The sequence below is a fragment of the Flavobacterium sp. PLA-DH12 genome (assembly GCF_059511845.1).
The window spans coordinates 1-17,671 of sequence record NZ_JCAMPD010000009.1; the positions used below are offsets into that span (position 1 = coordinate 1).

Sequence of the window (17,671 nt, forward strand, 5' to 3'; positions counted from 1 at the left end):
CGATACTTCTCTAAATAGTTCCTCTCTAATGTACAATCTTGACTATTATTTCTCATCGTAACAAAATTTATTAAATTTAAATTTTGTTACCGAAATATCTAACCTTTACAGAAATGACAAACTCCCGTTATATCTAATAGAATTCCTTAAAAAACCTGACTTGCAATCTGGCGGATATTCTCAGATTTACCCATTGAATAATAGTGTAAAAACGGAACTCCAGCGGCTTTTAATTCTAATGACTGCTGAATCGCCCATTCGACTCCGACTTGTTTGATTTCAGCGTTGTTTTTGCACTTATCAACGGCATCGATTAAATCTTCCGGTAAATCGATTCTGAAAATTTGAGGCAAAACTTGTAAATGTCTTTGAACCGCAATCGGTTTAATCCCCGGAATAATCGGAATTGTGATTCCCATTTCTCTTGCTTTTTCTACAAAAGCAAAATATTTTGAGTTGTCAAAAAACATTTGTGTCACCACATAATCTGCTCCTGCATCAACTTTTTCTTTTAATCTTTTTAAATCTGATTGTAAAGAAGGAGATTCTAAGTGCTTTTCTGGATAACCTGCAACTCCAATACAGAAATCGGCTTTGTTATCGGCATCGATTACTTCATGCAGATATTGTCCACAGTTTAAGTCTTTAATTTGTTTTACTAAATCAATTGCATAATGATTTCCTCCAGCTTTTGGAACGAAAGATTGTTCATCTTTCATAGCGTCACCACGAAGCGCCATTACATTATTAATGCCTAAATAATGACAGTCAACCAGCATATACTCGGTTTCTTCTTTGGTAAAACCGCCACAAAGTAAATGCGGAACCGTATCAACATTGTATTTGTGTTTTATAGAAGCGCAAATTCCAAGCGTTCCTGGACGCATACGAGTCAATTTTTTATCCAAAAGTCCGTTACCACGATCAATATAAATATATTCTTCGCGAGAAGTCGTTACATCAATAAACGGCGGATTAAACTCCATCAACGGATCAATATTATCGTATAATTCCTGAATGCTTTTACCCTTTTGAGGCGGAATAATTTCAAATGAGAATAATGTTTTTCCTTTGGCGTTTTCTATATGTTCTGTTACTTTCATTTATTTTTGGTTGATTGTTGTTGGTTGTTGGTTGTTGGTTGTTGGTTGATGGTTCTTGTGGAACTTTACAATCATAACTTCAACTACATTATTTTTTTATAATAATTAATAAATCCGTTTAATAACTTCTTGCAGGTTTCAATCTGTCCAAGTGCGATATTAAAATTATTTTCTTCTATATATTTTTGATCAAAAGCTAAATAAAATTGAGTTTCCAATTCATAAAGCGATCCTCTCGAAATATGAAGAAAATGTATTGTTTCTTTTGATGTCTGTCTTCCACAACCCTCAGCAATATTTGAAGGTATTGAAATTGATGCTCTTCGCATTTGATTCGTCAATCCAAATAACTCTTCTTTTGGAAACAATTTGGAAAAATCATACAATAAATTCACCAACTTCCGAGCCTCCAGCCACACATCCAGTTTACTGTATTCCATTTTTTATTAGTTGTTTGTTGATGGTTGATAGTTGTTGGCATTTTGCATTCAAATCTATCAACCAAAAACCATCAACTATCAACTATTCTAGTCTGCTATATTAGGGTTTAACCATTTCATTGCGTAATCAAGCGGTACATTTCGGCGTTTGGCATAATCTGTGACCTGATCTTCTTTTATTTTTCCTAGTCCGAAATAACGGCTTTTTGGGTTTCCGAAATAATATCCTGAAACCGATGACGCCGGCCACATTGCCATACTTTCTGTCAGCTTTACTCCAATTTGTTTTTCAACATCTAAAAGCTTCCAAATCGTTGGTTTTTCCAAGTGATCTGGGCAAGCTGGATAACCCGGAGCCGGGCGAATTCCTTTATAATTTTCTTTAATCAATTCTTCGTTGGTTAAAGATTCTTCGCTATCATAACCCCAGAAATCTTTACGCACTCTCTCGTGAAGATATTCGGCGAAAGCCTCAGCAAAACGATCGGCAAGCGCTTTCACCATAATCGAATTATAATCGTCTAAATTCTTTTCGTATTCCGCTGCCCATTCATCAACACCAAAACCGGTTGTTACGCAGAAAGCTCCAATATAATCATCGATACCGCTTTCTTTTGGCAGAATAAAATCGGCTAAAGCGATGTTTGGAGCACCCTTTGTTTTTTGTGACTGCTGACGAAGCGTTAAGAATTTCTCCAAAACTTTTCCGTTTTCATCACGCAATTCAATATCATCGTCATTAACCTGATTCGCAGGAAAAATTCCGTAAATACCTTTTGCTTTTAGTTTTTTCTCTTCCAAAATTACTTTCAACATCGCCTGAGCATCATTAAAAACAGATGTTGCTTGTTCGCCCACAACCTCATCTGTTAAAATCGCTGGATATTTTCCGTACAATTCCCAAGTCTGGAAAAATGGCGTCCAGTCGATATACGGAACCAAAACATCCAATTCTATTTCAATGGTTTGTGCGCCAATTACTTTTGGTTTAGTTGGCGTGTATTCCGACCAATCCAATGGTAATTTATTTTTGCGAGCATCTTCAATCGTTAAGAAATTCTTGTCTCTCGAACGATTTAAAAACGTTTCTCTAAAAGAATCATATTCTGCACGAATGTCTGCCGCATATATTTTTCGGTTATGATCTAACAGATTTCCTGCAACGGTAACAGCTCTTGAAGCATCGTTAACGTGAATTACAGTTTCTCTGTATTGAGGTGCAATTTTCACGGCTGTATGCGCGCGAGAAGTCGTCGCCCCACCAATCATAATTGGGATTTTAATATCTTGTTTGTCTAATTCTTTGGCCAAATACACCATTTCGTCAAGCGAAGGAGTGATCAATCCACTTAATCCAATGATATCAACATTATGCTCAATTGCAGCTGCAATAATTTTTTCCGGAGGCACCATAACGCCAAGATCTACAATCTCATAATTATTACAAGCCAACACTACCGAAACGATGTTTTTTCCAATATCGTGAACGTCACCTTTTACGGTTGCCATCAAGATTTTTCCGTTTCCTTGTTTGTCTCCGGCTTGTTTGCTGGCTTCGATAAAAGGCAATAAATAAGCTACGGCTTTTTTCATTACACGAGCCGATTTTACTACTTGAGGCAAGAACATTTTTCCGCTTCCGAATAAATCTCCAACCACATTCATTCCTGTCATCAAATTGATTTCGATAACTTCAATTGGTTTTGTTGCTGCCTGACGTGCTTCTTCAACATCTTCTTCAATAAAAGCATCAATTCCTTTTACCAACGAATGCGTAATACGTTCCTGAACGGTTCCAAAACGCCATTCTTGAACCGCTTTTTCATCGCTTTTTGCTTCGCCTTTTACACTTTCAGCAAAATCCAAAAGTCGTTCTGTAGCATCATCGCGTCTATCTAAAATTACGTCTTCAACGTATTCTAATAAATCCTTCGGAATATCATCGTAAATCGTCAACATTTCAGGATTAACGATTCCCATCGTCATTCCGTTTTTGATTGCGTGGTATAAAAACACCGAGTGCATCGCTTCACGAACCGTATCATTTCCTCTAAAAGAGAACGAAACGTTACTCACTCCACCACTGATATGCGCGTGCGGAAGGTTTTCACGAACCCATTTTGTTCCTCTAAAGAAGTCTAAAGCGTTCAATCTATGCTCTTCCATTCCCGTTGCAACTGGGAAAATATTTAAATCGAAAATAATATCCTGCGGAGGGAATCCTACTTTGTTCACCAAAATATCATAAGAACGCTGACAGATTTCAACTCGACGATCGTAATTATCAGCCTGACCTACTTCGTCAAACGCCATGATAATTGCCGCCGCTCCATAACGTTTGATCAATCGTGCGTGATGAATAAAGGCTTCTTCACCTTCTTTTAACGAAATCGAGTTTACAACGCTTTTTCCTTGTACTACTTTCAGACCGGCTTCGATGATTTCCCATTTCGAACTGTCGATCATAATCGGCACTCTCGAAATGTCTGGTTCTGCCGCAATTAAATTCAAAAATTTAGTCATTGCAGTAACACCGTCAAGCATTCCTTCATCCATATTAATATCGATGATCTGTGCTCCACCTTCTACCTGCTGTCTTGCAATATCAAGCGCCTCGTCATATTTCTCTTCCTTGATAAGTCTTAGGAATTTTCTTGAACCTGTTACATTCGTACGCTCGCCAACATTCACGAAAACACTTTCTGGCGTAATAATCAACGGTTCTAATCCTGATAATACAAGGTCTCTTCTTTTTTCTGTCATTTCTTTTTAAAGTTACTGAGATCCTGAGATTCTAAGGTTCTAAGTTTTTTATTCTATATTTTTTTAGGTTATTAAACCTGTAATCTTTTTAATATTTTGCGCGTACCCCTTCTGGTCGGGCTATCCGTTACAAGTCCTCGCTCTTCCTTCGTCAGGCTGTGGGCTTTTCACTTCTATCCCTCACGCGGTCTCGGTTTCATAAAATGTTTTATATTTCCCGAGATTTCAATATTATATTCAACGTTTCTACCGACAATTTGTTCGTACCGAACATTTTATTCTCATTTCAACCTGCAAGGTTTTCAAAACCTTGTAGGTTTCTATCTTTTAAAGTCAACAAATTATACCTACAAGGTTTTGAAAACCTTGCAGGAAACGGAAATGTTTACCCAATTACCGGCGCCACTCTAGGCTTATAATCTTTCGCAACCTCAGCCATTAATCGGATATGATCTGGCGTTGTTCCACAACAACCACCAATGATATTGATTAAATTATCCTCTAAATATTCTTTAATGAAAACTTGCGTCTGCTCTGGCGTTTCATCGTATTGTCCGAATGCATTTGGCAATCCTGCATTTGGATGTGCCGAAACATTAAAGCTTGTGTTATGTGCTAATGTTTTTAAATACGGTTTCAGCAAATCGGCTCCAAGAGCGCAATTGAATCCTACGCTTAATAACGGAATATGTGAAACTGAAATTAAAAACGCTTCAACTGTCTGTCCAGAAAGCGTTCTTCCAGATGCATCGGTAATCGTTCCTGAAACCATGATTGGAATATCCAGATTGCGTTCTTCTTTTACTTCCTCGATTGCAAAAAGTGCTGCTTTTGCATTTAATGTATCGAAAATTGTTTCGACCAAAAGCAAATGACAACCACCATCCATTAAAGCTTCGACTTGTTGTTTGTAAGCAATACGTAAATCGTCAAATGTTACGGCTCTGTAACCTGGATCGTTTACATCTGGCGACATACTCGCTGTACGGTTTGTTGGTCCGATTGAACCGGCTACGAAACGTGGTTTTTCCGGATTTTTAGCGGTAAACTCATCGGCAACCTCGCGTGCGATTTTTGCCGATTCGTAGTTTAACTCGTAAACCAAATCTTCCATGTGATAATCGGCCATACCGATTGTCGTTCCAGAGAAGGTATTGGTTTCTACAATGTCAGCACCTGCTTCATAATATGCGGCGTGTACATCGCGAATCGCTTGTGGTTGTGTTAGGGATAGTAAATCGTTGTTTCCTTTTAACGGATGCGGGAAATCTTTGAAACGCTCTCCTCTGAAATCTTCTTCGGAGAAATTATAGCGTTGCAACATTGTTCCCATTGCTCCGTCAAGGATTAGGATATTTTTTTTTATTGCTTCTTGAATTGTAATTGCCATATTCTTTTGCCGCTAAGGCGCTAAGGCACAAAGCTTTTTTAATTATAATTTTTGAAGGTTCTATTTAAACCCGACAGGTTTTGAAAACCTGTCGGGTTTAACCTTCGATATTTTTTTCACATTAATTCCAAAAATGCACTATTGCTGGCTCATTAGCCCCGATTGAAGTGGAAATCCTTTTGATTTTTTCTTTAAAAAATCAAAAGATTGCAACGAAAAGCGGGAACTACTGACTGCAAAAATGCGCCAATGATTCGCTCCTTTACTGAGTTGTTTCAGTAAATATTATATGTTATCGAGAAAAGTTTTGAGAAATACGAGTATGTATTTGTGTTATCTATCTTTAATACTGGAAAATATCGTATAAAGTAGAATTTAGCACCTTCTTTATGATAAAGGGTTGCTAAGGTTTCATCGGGTCTATCCCTCCGCCTTTCGTGATAACGAACAATAATTTTAAGAACAGTGCAAAGTTATGAAATAGGGTTTCGATTTGCAAATGTTTTTTTTCTAAGGTTCTGAGGGACTTAGGTGCTAAGGTTCTTAGGTTTTATCTTTTGCTTGATTTAGCTCCGGAGGAGCATAATATTTATAGAAAACAATCTACACAACGCAAAAGCTCCAGCAGAGCGACATATATTTCGCTCCGCTGGAGCTTTTGCAAACGAATAATTTCTTTTCTATAAATATATCATCCCTCTGGGATTATTCATGGTAATTAAAAAAGCCCAAACTTTAAAAAGTTTGGGCTTTACAATATTTAAAAACCTTAGCGCCTTAGTACCTTAGAACCTCAGCACCTCAGATTAAACAATCGCCTTCACAACTGCTTTTGGCGCTTCTTTACGAGTTCCGTCGAAACCATCTACACCTGAAACCGTTGTATATTTCAATACATATTTTTTACCTGGGTTAATGATTGAATAAGCAGCTTGGCACATTAAAGTTGCTTCGTGGAAACCACAAAGGATCAACTTTAATTTTCCTGGGTATGTATTTACGTCTCCAATTGCGAAGATTCCAGGAATGTTAGTTTGGTAATCTAATGCATTATTTACTTTAATAGCATTTTTCTCTATTTCTAATCCCCAGTCTCCAATTGGACCTAATTTTGGAGTCAATCCGAAAAGTGGGATGAAGTAGTCACATTCGATTTTACGGTGTGCGCCGTTTTCTTCGATATCTAATGACTCAACATGCTCAGCACCATTGATTCCGATAACTTCTGCTGGAGTGATTAATTTAATTTTTCCGGCTGATTTTAATTCCTGTACTTTTTCTACTGAATCTAAAGCGCCTCTGAATTCGTTTCTTCTGTGGATTAAAGTTACTTCTGAAGCTACATTTGCTAAGAAAATTGACCAGTCTAATGCTGAATCTCCTCCTCCTGCAATAACAACTCTTTTATCTCTGAATTTCTCAGGATTTTTGATGAAGTATTTCACTCCTTTATCTTCATAAAACTCGATATCTTCGATAAGTGGTTTACGAGGCTCAAAACTTCCTAAACCTCCAGCAATTGCAATAACTGGCGCGTGGAATTTAGTTCCTTTGTTTGATGTTACAATGAAAGTTCCGTCTTCTTGTTTTTCAACTGTTTCAGCACGTTCTCCTAAAGTAAAACCTGGTTCAAATTGTTTGATTTGCTCCATTAATCCGTCAACTAAATCTCCTGCCAATACTTCTGGAAATCCAGGAATATCATAAATTGGCTTTTTTGGATATAACTCTGATAGTTGTCCTCCTGGTTGTGGAAGAGCATCTAAAATGTGGCATTTTAATTTTAACAATCCTGCCTCAAATACGGCAAATAAACCTGTTGGGCCTGCTCCAATTATAAGTATATCTGTTTTAATCATTATGTTGTTGTTTATAATCATTCTTAATAACGCAAAGAAACGAATAAATCCTTGTACTTTCAATGATTTTTATCATTAATTTCTTTCCGAAACTTTTTTACTCTTTATTTTTTAATGAAGAGGTAATCTCATTCATTCTTTTTACCTTTTCTTCAAAATTGCCTTTTAAGGTTTTTCGATATTCATTCAGATTTTCAACCATTTGGTTAATATCTTCTGGAATTACTTCTTCAAAAAACTCACGCAATCTCTTTGCTGTTGTTGGCGATTTTCCGTTTGTTGAAATGGCAATTTTCACGTTTCCTTTTGTTACGATTCCGCCTAAATAATAATCGCATAAATCTGGCGTATCGGCAATATTGCAAATCAGGTAACGTTTTCTTGCTAAATCGTAAACTTTTTTATTCACTTTTAAATCGTCTGTACAGGCAATTACCATGTGACGCTTTTTAAGCATTTTCTTTTTGAACTTTTTTTCCGTCAATTTAATTGAAGGATGTTTTTCTGCTAAAACCTTAATTTCTAAATGAAAATCAGGTGCAACTACCTCAACATTAGCATTCGGACTTGATTTTAGCAAGAAAGAAAGCTTTTCCAGACCTACATTTCCTCCACCTACAATCAAGACATTTAAATTGTGAAGCTTTAGAAATATTGGATATAATTCGTTTTGTTCCATTTTAATTTAATTTCATCTAAACAAAATTAGATGATTTACCAACGAATTGTTCCTAACGGAACATATAATTCTAATGAATGATTTCTTTTGATAAAAATTCTTCGTAAAAGCCTTTTAATTTATTGCTTTCGCGGACAACTTCACCTAAAACAATAATCGCTGGTGAACCTAATTCTTTTTGTTTTACAACTTCCAAAATCGAATTAACGGTTCCAACTCCCACTTTTTCCTCTGCTGTTGTCCCGTTTTGGATGATCGCAACGGGTAAATTTCCTTTATCTTCTTTTTGAAACAAATCGATGATTTGAGGCAATTTGTGCATTCCCATCAAAATCACAACAGTTGCAGAAGATTTAGCTGATAAGGCAATATCCGAAGATAATTTTCTATCAGAAGTTGTTCCTGTAATAGCCCAAAAACTTTCTGAAACTCCTCTTTTTGTGATTGAAATTCCCTGACTTGCGGGAACAGCAACTACAGATGAAATTCCGGGAACTACGATAGTTTCAATTCCGAAACTTTCTGCAAATTCTACTTCTTCGCTTCCTCTTCCAAAAATGAAAGGATCTCCGCCTTTTAATCGCACTACGTTTCCGTAAGTCAAAGCATTATCTACAATCAATTGATTGATTTGATCCTGCGTGTAAGCATGATTTCCGATTCTTTTCCCCACAAAAATTCTAATAGCATTTTTAGGTGCGTAATCCAGAATTTCTTCGTTGGCCAAAGCATCATACAAAACCACATTAGCTTCAGCCAATGCTTTTACAGCTTTCAGCGTAAGTAAATCGGGATCGCCAGGACCTGCACCGACTAAAGTTATTTTGGGTTTTATATTAAGCATTTTCTAATTCCTGAGCTCTGAAAGTTTCGATTTTATCAAAGAAAACTACTGCCTGAGCAATATAATCTTTAGCGAAAGCTTCTGATGGTTCATTTTTATTGATTTGGTAAACCAAGTCTTTGAAAGTTGAGTTTAATTCGATTTTATTATTTTCAACAAAAACAGTATCAAACAAGTCTACAATTCCTGCGTGGTGGTTTGTTTTTTGGTTTTCTGACAACAATAAAGCTTTTGCTCCATTTACAAATCCTGCGTAAGCATGGTAAATTGCATCTGACCATTTTTTCTCATCGAAAGATTCCTGAGCCAAGATCAATTTCTCTTTAGCTTCAAACAATAATGTTGCTACTAAATCGATCACAACTCCGGCACATTCTCCAACTCCTACTGCTTTTACATAATTGTCAGCGTTACCCCAATCCACAAAATCAGCTTCTGTTAAATTGGTTACATCTGCGAAAGGTTTTAAGATTTCGTAGAAATATTTTTCTCCTTTTGTATCATAATAATCAAGGAATTTTTGTCCGCTTCCGTTAGCATCAAAATCATTTAAAATGGTACGCAACGCATCAGGACCTCTACGACTAGGCACTTTGATTACTTTATCAGCAAAACGTCCAGCGCCATTTCCTAATCTTCCTCCTCCTAACAAAACTTGTAAAGCCGGAGCTACCAATTTTCCTGAGTTGATAGACATTCCTTGAAATCCAATTGCAGACATATTGTGCTGTCCGCAGGCATTCATACATCCTGAAATCTTAATTTCAATTTCGCGGTTGTTCAAATACTGAGGATATTCCGCACTTAAAACTCTTTCTAATTCTTCTGCAATACCGGTACTACTTGCAATCCCCAAGTTGCAAGTATCAGTACCCGGACATGCCGTAATATCTCCAACTGAATTATATCCTAATTGAACAAAGTCAAGTTTGGCTAATTCTTGATAAAAGAAAGGTAGATTCTCTTCTTTTATGTGACGTATTACAATATTTTGACGCAATGAAAAACGTAATTCATTTGCTCCGTAATTTTTTATTAAAGCGGCTAATAATCTGGCTTTATCTGTATAAAAATCTCCTAATAAAACTTTAATTCCAATAGCATAATAACCGTCTTGTTTCTGTTTGATTACATTCGAATTTTTCCACGCTTCATACGCTTTTGTATCTTCGATTGTAACTTGTGGAACTTCTAAAACTGGTTCTGGAATTGGTCCGTCAAAAGCAGTTGTATCAATTTCGTATGTTTCAAAAGCGATGGCTTTTTTCTCTTGTTCAACCAAATCAAGGAAAACATCTTTCCCCATTTCTTTGATTAAGAATTTCATACGCGCTTTCATTCTTTTTGCACGCTCACCGTATCTATCAAAAATACGGATGATTCCTTCTGCTGTTGGAATGATTTCGTTTACCGGAACAAACTCCGAAAGCAATTCGGCATGTGCTGGCTGAGATCCTAAACCTCCACCAAACATGATTTTAAATCCGCGTTGTCCGTCTTTAATTTTCGGAATAAATCCTAAATCGTGTAAATAACTCAAAGCAGTATCTTCGTCTGAAGAAGAGAACGAAATTTTGAATTTACGTCCCATTTCCTGACAGATTGGGTTTCTTAACAAATATTGAAAAAGTCCGTGTGCATAAGGCGAAACATCAAATGGTTCGTTTACGTCAACTCCAGCTAATTCGCTTCCTGTAATATTTCTAACGGTGTTTCCGCAAGCTTCACGAAGTGTAATATCGTCTTTAGCCAAATCTGCCCAAAGTTCTGGCGTTCTGTCCAAACTCACATAGTGAATCTGGATATCCTGACGTGTTGTAATATGCAAACGCCCTGTTGAATATTCATCAGAAACTTGTGTTATACGCACCAATTGCTCGCTGGTTACTTTACCGTAAGGCAATTTGATACGAATCATCTGAACGCCTTCCTGGCGCTGACCGTAGATTCCACGCGCTAGACGAAGACTACGAAAACGCTCATCATCAATTTTTCCTCCACGGAATAAGTGAATCTTTTTTTCTAATTCGATAATCTCCTTCTGAACTACCGGATTTTCTATTTCTGTTCTAAAACTTTCCATTTCTCTTTTTCGCTTTAGGCTTTAAGCTTTAGGCTATAAGCTTTTTAAACTTTGTGTTTTTCTTGCTTTAGGCTTTAGGCAATAAGCTATAAGCTTTTTTGCGTGCCTTTTTATACGTTTTTGCTAAAAGCTTAAAGCCTATAGCTTAAAGCTTACGGCAGGTTTACCTAATAAATCCTACTCCTGCTGTTGTGTTTGTTGCTGTATCAATTAAGATGAAAGCTCCGTTTGATTTGTTTTCGTTGTATGAATCAAAATATAACGGTTTGCTTAATTTGATCGTAACTTCTCCAATTTCGTTGATTGCTAATTGTGAAGCTTCTGTCGTTCCAGAGTAATCTGTAGCAATTGTATTTTTGATGCTTTCTACTTTTGCTAAAACTCTGTTTGTATTGTGTTGTACTAAATATTTAGTTCCTGGAACCAGTTTTTTACTGTCCATCCAGCAAACTGTAGTGGTAATATCTTTTTCAATTTTTGGAAGCTCATCTGATTTTACAATCATATCGCCTCTTGTTACATTGATGTCATTTTCTAATTCGATTGTGATTGAAGAACCTGCTGTAGCTTCGTCAAATGTTTTATCGAAAAAATGAATTTTAGATACTTTTGATTCTGTTAAAGAAGGAAGAACTGTTACAGCATCTCCAACTTTAATTGAGTTTCCGTATAATTTTCCTGCGTAACCTCTAAAATCGTGGTATTCTTCTGTTTTTGGACGAATCACTGTTTGAACCGGAAAACGTGCTTTTCCTGCTTCGTAAACATCATGAGAATGTAACCCTTCTAAATGTTCTAAAACTGTTTGTCCTTCGTACCAAGGCATATTCTCAGATTTATCCACAACGTTTCCGCCGTTGATAGCGCTTAACGGAATGTAACTTACGTTTTGTTCTTTGAAAGTACTTTTTGCATTTAATGCCTCAAAATCAGCTTTGATTTTATTGAAAACTTCTTCTGAATAATCCACTAAATCCATTTTGTTGATGGCAACGATTACTTCTTTTACTCTCAATAAATTATTGATGAAAAAGTGACGGTATGTCTGCTCAATAACTCCTTTTCTGGCATCAATCAAAATGATAGAAACCTGAGAAGTCGAAGCTCCTGTAACCATGTTTCTTGTATATTCTACGTGACCCGGAGTATCGGCGATAATGTAACTTTTCTTTGCAGTCGAAAAATAAATATGCGCAACATCAATAGTGATTCCTTGCTCTCTTTCTGCCACTAAACCATCTGTTGCCAAAGAAAAATCAAGGTAATCGTATCCTTTTTGTTTACTGCTTTTTTCGATTGCTTCTATTTTATCAGTCGTCAATGATTTTGTATCGTACAATAATCTCCCGATTAAAGTACTTTTTCCGTCATCTACACTTCCTGCTGTTGCTATTTTTAAAACGTCCATTCTAATATTTTTGTTTCAGGTTTAAAGTTTCAAGTTTTCTGTTGAAACTTATAATCTGTATGTTTTTGTTTTCTTGATTTTTACTTTTAAAGGTTCCGAATTGCATTTACAATTAACAATTCATAATTCACAATTATTAAAAGTATCCTTGTTGTTTTCTCTTTTCCATTGCAGCTTCAGAACGTTTGTCATCGATTCTAGCTCCTCTTTCAGAAATGGTTGATGATCTGATTTCTCCAACTACTTCTTCGATTGTTGCTGCATAAGATTCAACCGCTGCTGTACAACTCATATCTCCAACGGTTCTGAAGCGAACAATTCGTTCTTCGATTTGTTCGTCTTCTTCTTGGTACACAAAAGGAGAATGCGACCAGATTAAACCGTCTCTCAAAAAAACTTTTCTTTTATGTGAGAAATAGATTGACGGAATCTCGATTTTTTCTTTCTCGATATAACTCCAAACATCTAATTCTGTCCAGTTTGAAATTGGGAAAACACGAACGTTTTGACCATTTTCAATTTTTCCATTTAAGATATCAAACAACTCAGGTCTCTGATTTTTTTCGTCCCATTGTCCGAAATCATCACGAACTGAGAAAATACGCTCTTTAGCTCTTGCTTTTTCTTCATCACGACGCGCGCCACCAATACAAGCATCAAACTTAAATTCTTCAATTGCATCTAAAAGCGTTGTAGTCTGCAAGCTGTTTCTACTAGAATATTTTCCAGTTTCTTCAACTACTTTTCCTTCATCAATAGCATCCTGAACATTACGAACGATCAACTCTAAACCTAATTCTTCCACTAATTTATCTCTGAAAGCAATCGTCTCAGGGAAATTGTGTCCCGTATCAACGTGCAAAAGAGGAAACGGAATCTTAGCAGGGAAAAATGCTTTTTGCGCTAAACGCACTAATGTGATAGAATCTTTTCCTCCTGAGAAAAGTAAAACCGGTTTGTCAAACTGTGAAATTACTTCTCTGAAAATGTATATCGCTTCACTCTCTAAAGCGTTTGTTTTTAATACTGAACTCATTGTTTTTTTGTTTGATATTTTGTGAGTTTCAAGTTTTAAGTTTCAGGTTTCAAGTTACCTGCTCTAAAAATCTCCACTCTTTATTCTATAATCTATATTCTATTCTCTAAAGAAGTCTTGCCTCTTGCTTCTTTCTTCTAAAAAGCCTACTCTTTCTTAGCACTATGAAGTCCGCACTCTTTATGGCTTGATTCCCACCACCATCTTCCGGCTCTGATATCCTCACCTGGAAAAATCGCTCTCGTACAAGGCGCGCATCCAATACTTACAAAACCTTGTTTGTGTAAAGCGTTTTGAGGAACATTGTTTTCTGACAGATACGTTTCAACTTCTTCTAAAGTCCATTTTAATAACGGATTGAATTTGATGATTTCGAAGTTTCCGTCGTATTCAAACAAACTTAAATCATGTCTGTTCTCCGATTGTTCAGCTCTTAAACCTGTTATCCAAACCGAATTTCCTGCCAAAGCTTTTCGTAACGGAACCACTTTTCGAATAAAACAACATTCTTTTCTGTTTTCAACCGAATCGTAAAAGCTGTTTGGTCCTTTTTCTTGCAATAGTTTTTCTACTGAAGCTGCTTCTGGAAAATACACTTCGATTGGCCTTTTGTATTTTTTTAATGTCTTATGAAAAACATCATACGTTTCCTGAAATAATCTTCCTGTGTCTAAAGTAAAAATGGTAATATCAGTATTACTTTTTGCTATAAAATCGGTAATCACCTGATCTTCCTGACCAAAAGAAGTTGAGAAAATTACTTTTCCCGGAAACTCTTTTGCTAAAAAAACTAAGGTTTCGTCAAGCGAAAAATCTTTAGTTTTCTCTAATAATTCTTGTACAATAATCGCACTCATAATCTCTCCTTTCTAAAATTATCTTTTACAATAATTTAGATAATGTTTTTAAACTCAATATTATAATTAGAACACCAACCGCAACCATCATTGGTTTTCTTTTGATTCTATTTACCAAATAAGCTGCTATTGGCGCTGAAATAACTCCTCCTAAAATCAATCCGATAATGATCTGCCAGCCGTGAATTCCACCAAAAAGCATGAAAGTGATTCCACTAGCAAACGAAATCGCAAATTCAGCCGCATTTACAGACCCAATGGTATATTTCGGGTTTCTTCCTCTTCCTAATAACGTTGAAGTCACAATTGGCCCCCAGCCTCCTCCTCCAACAGAATCCATAAAACCTCCAAACACTGCCAAAACTCCAAGTTTTTTTGTTTTCTTTTTTACAACACTTTTTCTAAGAGCCTTTCTGATAATTACAACTGCCAGAACAATCATGTAAACCGCAATAAATGGTTTAATAATATCTCCGTCAATAACATCTGATAATAAATAAGCCCCTGTAATTGATCCTAAAACTCCAGGAATCAATAGATGCTTTACCAGTTTTTTATTGATGTTTCCAAAGCGGTGGTGCGAAAGCGCCGATGCTCCAGTTGTAAACATCTCTGAAACGTGAACTGCCGTACTACTCAAAACTGGCGAAACTCCATAAGCCAATAAAAATGACGTAGAAGTTGCTCCATATCCCATTCCTAAAGCGCCATCTACTAATTGTGCAAAAACACCAATTAAGAAAAACGCTAAAAGATTTTCATCAAATCCCTGAACAAAACCATCCCACGAAAATTCGGCGTGATGATTATATATTAATGTAACTGCCAAACCTAACAACAAAACAACAGGTATTACAACCCACAATTTTTCCTTTAATAAAGAATCAGACTTTACTATAGCGTTGTTTAACTTAAGTTCATTTTCCATATTTTAAGAATTGTTTTTTTACTCTTAAAAACCCATTACCCTATCGGCTTAGTAGATTACTTTGCAAAAGTACTATATATTTCGAAATATCAAAACAATATATTTACTTTTTTACATTAGCTATAGTCTTATAAACCAAGTTAAAAGAGATTTAAAAAGGAATTAGTGATTATTTTAACAAATTAAATGCTGCCTCTTGTTATTTTAACAACACGCTTCAATTTTGTGATCCGCAAAAATACACATTTAATCTCTACAAAATCTATAGGATAATTATAAAATTGTTATTATTTTAGCGGCAAATATTTTTTCATGGATTTTCAGATCGGTCTTGTAATTGCAGGTTTAGTAGTTGGTTTTATTGTCGGATTAACAGGTGTTGGTGGAGGCTCATTAATGACTCCTATTTTATTATATTTTAATATTCCGCCAACAACCGCAGTAGGAACCGATTTATTGTACGCTGCGTTTACTAAAGCAGGTGGTGTTTTTGTTCACAATAAAAAAGGCAATATCAACTGGAAAATTACAGGCTGGCTCACTCTTGGCAGTGTTCCCGCTTCTTTAATCACATTATGGATTTTAAACAGTATTAAAACTGATATTGAAACTATAAATGGCGTTATTAAATATAGTTTAGGCTGGGCTTTATTGTTTACTTCGGTAGCGATTATATTCAAAAAGAAACTTTTAGTTTTTTCTCAAAAACATGCTGGAGATAAATTTCATAGCGCAAGTACCACTCAAAATATGCTTACAATTGCAATTGGAGTTTTACTAGGTGCAACTGTAACTTTAACTTCTATTGGAGCGGGAGCGCTAGGAACTGTAACTCTATTTTTTCTTTATCCGCTTTTACCAACTCCTCGTTTAGTAGGAACTGAAATTGCACACGCTGTTCCATTAACCCTAGTTGCAGGTCTTGGGCATGCTTCTATGGGAAATTTAGATTTAGGTTTATTAGGTCAATTATTAATGGGATCGCTTCCTGGAATCTATATGGGAAGTATGCTAAGCGGAAAAGTACCTGATCAGTTTCTTAGAAATGCAATCGCAGTAATGCTTTTCTTAGCTGGGTATAAATTGATTTTCTAATACATCATAAATAGAAAAAAGACCATTTCAAATTCAGAAATGGTCTTTTGTTTTATAAATAATAGCATTTCCTAAAATGCAATATCTGCCAGAGAATTACTTTCTAATATCTTAAGTGTATTATCACGAACTTCCGTCATTAAACGTCGTGCTGCACAAGTGGATTCGTCATCGCAATCATCACATCTTTCATAAAAATTATGACTCGCGCAAGGCAATAATGCTATGGGTCCCTCAAGAATTCTGTATACTTTAGCCATACTAATATCTTTAGGATCTTTTATCAGATAATACCCCCCACCTTTTCCTTTTTTTGCACCAAGAAAACCTGAATTTCTAAGCAACAACAAAATACTTTCCAGAAATTTTATCGAAATATGCTCGCTTTTAGCAATTTCGGCAATTTGCACAGGTTCATTATTTTCTCTTCTGGCTAAATATGTAAGAGCTTTAATTCCGTATTTTGTCTTTTTTGAAAGCATTTTTAAGTTTTAGATTGTAACTGCAAATTCTAGTTCCGATAATTAGCAAAATGAACTAAAACAAACAATACGTATATTTTCTGCAACAAAAATAATCTTTTTAAATGAGAATATAACAGATCCAAACTTATATTCTACTAAATTAGTATAGTTTAATTAATTTGCCTCTTCTACACCTATTAAATTGAATTCATGAAACGTTTTTATTTCTTCATCCAAAGCCTTCTTACTTACAACATAGGTCTCTGATATCGAATCATGCCAACCTCTAGAGCCTCCCAAAAAAGTTAGAGCGTCAAAAGGAATACATCGGCATAAGCTTCTTTTAACAATTGTTCCAAAATCTGGTTTCTTACCATTTTCATCTACAACAATACAACCTGTAACAAATTTCCCTACAGTTCTTCCAAATAAAGCTTCCATAGTAATATAATAAACTAGAGAAACTACAATAGCAATGACATTCCACCCTAAATCGCCTAAACCATCCATCCATGCTGCTAATCCTGTAAGCCCAAATAATGCAGAAAGAATACCTATCATTGCACCAATTGCAATCAGGATTATAAAAAATATAAAAAGATCAATTATGTAATTTAAAAAACGTGCCCCTGCAGACACTAATAATTTGTCATCTAAAACGTAAGTAGAATTGCTCATATGCAATTAATTGTTAGTTAAACTTTTGGTTATAATTTTAGTCG

15 protein-coding genes and 1 riboswitch are annotated in these 17,671 nt (G+C 35.7%); of the genes, 1 reads left to right on the top strand and 14 read right to left on the bottom strand.

All coding sequences use genetic code 11. The features are described from left to right. Nucleotides 1–146: 146 nt before the first annotated feature. The 12 genes from metF to AC5ZCW_RS17060 all read right to left on the bottom strand — a co-directional run bounded on the left by metF (nt 147) and on the right by AC5ZCW_RS17060 (nt 15,390). Nucleotides 147–1,103, bottom strand: coding sequence for a methylenetetrahydrofolate reductase [NAD(P)H] (gene metF, locus AC5ZCW_RS17005; protein ID WP_496120941.1), 957 nt, complete (start codon nt 1,101–1,103; stop codon nt 147–149). Nucleotides 1,104–1,186: 83 nt separating this feature from the next. Further along, complete coding sequence (locus tag AC5ZCW_RS17010) at nt 1,187–1,543, bottom strand: four helix bundle protein (protein WP_343544361.1); 357 nt, start codon at nt 1,541–1,543, stop codon at nt 1,187–1,189. Between the two features lie 87 nt (nt 1,544–1,630). Next, nucleotides 1,631–4,306 carry a methionine synthase gene (metH, locus tag AC5ZCW_RS17015; protein WP_343544362.1) on the bottom strand — a complete coding sequence of 892 codons (2,676 nt, stop codon included), beginning with the start codon at nt 4,304–4,306 and terminating at the stop codon, nt 1,631–1,633. Between the two features lie 385 nt (nt 4,307–4,691). Then, nucleotides 4,692–5,696 (bottom strand): homocysteine S-methyltransferase family protein, encoded by a 1,005-nt coding sequence (locus AC5ZCW_RS17020; protein ID WP_496120942.1) that lies wholly within the window; start codon nt 5,694–5,696, stop codon nt 4,692–4,694. Between the two features lie 330 nt (nt 5,697–6,026). Continuing rightward, a riboswitch (SAM riboswitch) is annotated at nt 6,027–6,143 on the bottom strand. Nucleotides 6,144–6,502: 359 nt separating this feature from the next. Further along, entirely contained in the window at nt 6,503–7,555 is a 1,053-nt protein-coding gene (locus AC5ZCW_RS17025; RefSeq protein WP_073412897.1) for an NAD(P)/FAD-dependent oxidoreductase, read from the bottom strand. A gap of 97 nt (nt 7,556–7,652) precedes the next feature. Then, on the bottom strand, nt 7,653–8,234 hold the full coding sequence (locus AC5ZCW_RS17030) for a precorrin-2 dehydrogenase/sirohydrochlorin ferrochelatase family protein (protein ID WP_091493804.1): 582 nt from the start codon (nt 8,232–8,234) through the stop codon (nt 7,653–7,655). Between the two features lie 70 nt (nt 8,235–8,304). Continuing rightward, complete coding sequence (cobA, locus tag AC5ZCW_RS17035) at nt 8,305–9,078, bottom strand: uroporphyrinogen-III C-methyltransferase (protein WP_496120943.1); 774 nt, start codon at nt 9,076–9,078, stop codon at nt 8,305–8,307. Then, a complete protein-coding gene (locus AC5ZCW_RS17040; RefSeq protein ID WP_496120944.1) occupies nt 9,071–11,161 on the bottom strand; it encodes a ferredoxin-like domain-containing protein in 2,091 nt (696 codons plus the stop codon). Before AC5ZCW_RS17040 ends, cobA begins: the two co-directional genes overlap by 8 nt. A 163-nt stretch (nt 11,162–11,324) precedes the next feature. Then, the gene (locus tag AC5ZCW_RS17045; protein WP_496120945.1) at nt 11,325–12,569 is read right to left on the bottom strand and encodes a sulfate adenylyltransferase subunit 1; all 1,245 of its coding nucleotides are present in this window, start codon (nt 12,567–12,569) and stop codon (nt 11,325–11,327) included. A 136-nt stretch (nt 12,570–12,705) separates the two neighbouring features. Beyond that, nucleotides 12,706–13,605, bottom strand: coding sequence for a sulfate adenylyltransferase subunit CysD (gene cysD / locus AC5ZCW_RS17050; RefSeq protein WP_008466601.1), 900 nt, complete (start codon nt 13,603–13,605; stop codon nt 12,706–12,708). 146 nt (nt 13,606–13,751) lie between these two features. Next, nucleotides 13,752–14,462: a phosphoadenylyl-sulfate reductase gene (locus tag AC5ZCW_RS17055; RefSeq protein WP_496120946.1), complete on the bottom strand. Its 711-nt coding sequence runs from the start codon at nt 14,460–14,462 to the stop codon at nt 13,752–13,754. Between the two features lie 25 nt (nt 14,463–14,487). Then, the gene (locus AC5ZCW_RS17060; RefSeq protein ID WP_496120947.1) at nt 14,488–15,390 is read right to left on the bottom strand and encodes a sulfite exporter TauE/SafE family protein; all 903 of its coding nucleotides are present in this window, start codon (nt 15,388–15,390) and stop codon (nt 14,488–14,490) included. 312 nt (nt 15,391–15,702) lie between these two features. Here AC5ZCW_RS17060 and AC5ZCW_RS17065 point away from each other — a divergent pair, with 312 nt between their 5' ends. Then, on the top strand, nt 15,703–16,485 hold the full coding sequence (locus tag AC5ZCW_RS17065; RefSeq protein ID WP_343544369.1) for a sulfite exporter TauE/SafE family protein: 783 nt from the start codon (nt 15,703–15,705) through the stop codon (nt 16,483–16,485). Nucleotides 16,486–16,556: 71 nt separating this feature from the next. Here AC5ZCW_RS17065 and AC5ZCW_RS17070 read toward each other — a convergent pair whose 3' ends face one another. Together AC5ZCW_RS17070 and AC5ZCW_RS17075 are read right to left on the bottom strand one after the other, a co-directional pair. Continuing rightward, nucleotides 16,557–16,967, bottom strand: a complete 411-nt coding sequence (locus AC5ZCW_RS17070; protein ID WP_008466594.1) for an RrF2 family transcriptional regulator — start codon at nt 16,965–16,967, stop codon at nt 16,557–16,559. Between the two features lie 156 nt (nt 16,968–17,123). Next, entirely contained in the window at nt 17,124–17,627 is a 504-nt protein-coding gene (locus tag AC5ZCW_RS17075; RefSeq protein ID WP_496120948.1) for an RDD family protein, read from the bottom strand. Nucleotides 17,628–17,671 lie beyond the last annotated feature (44 nt).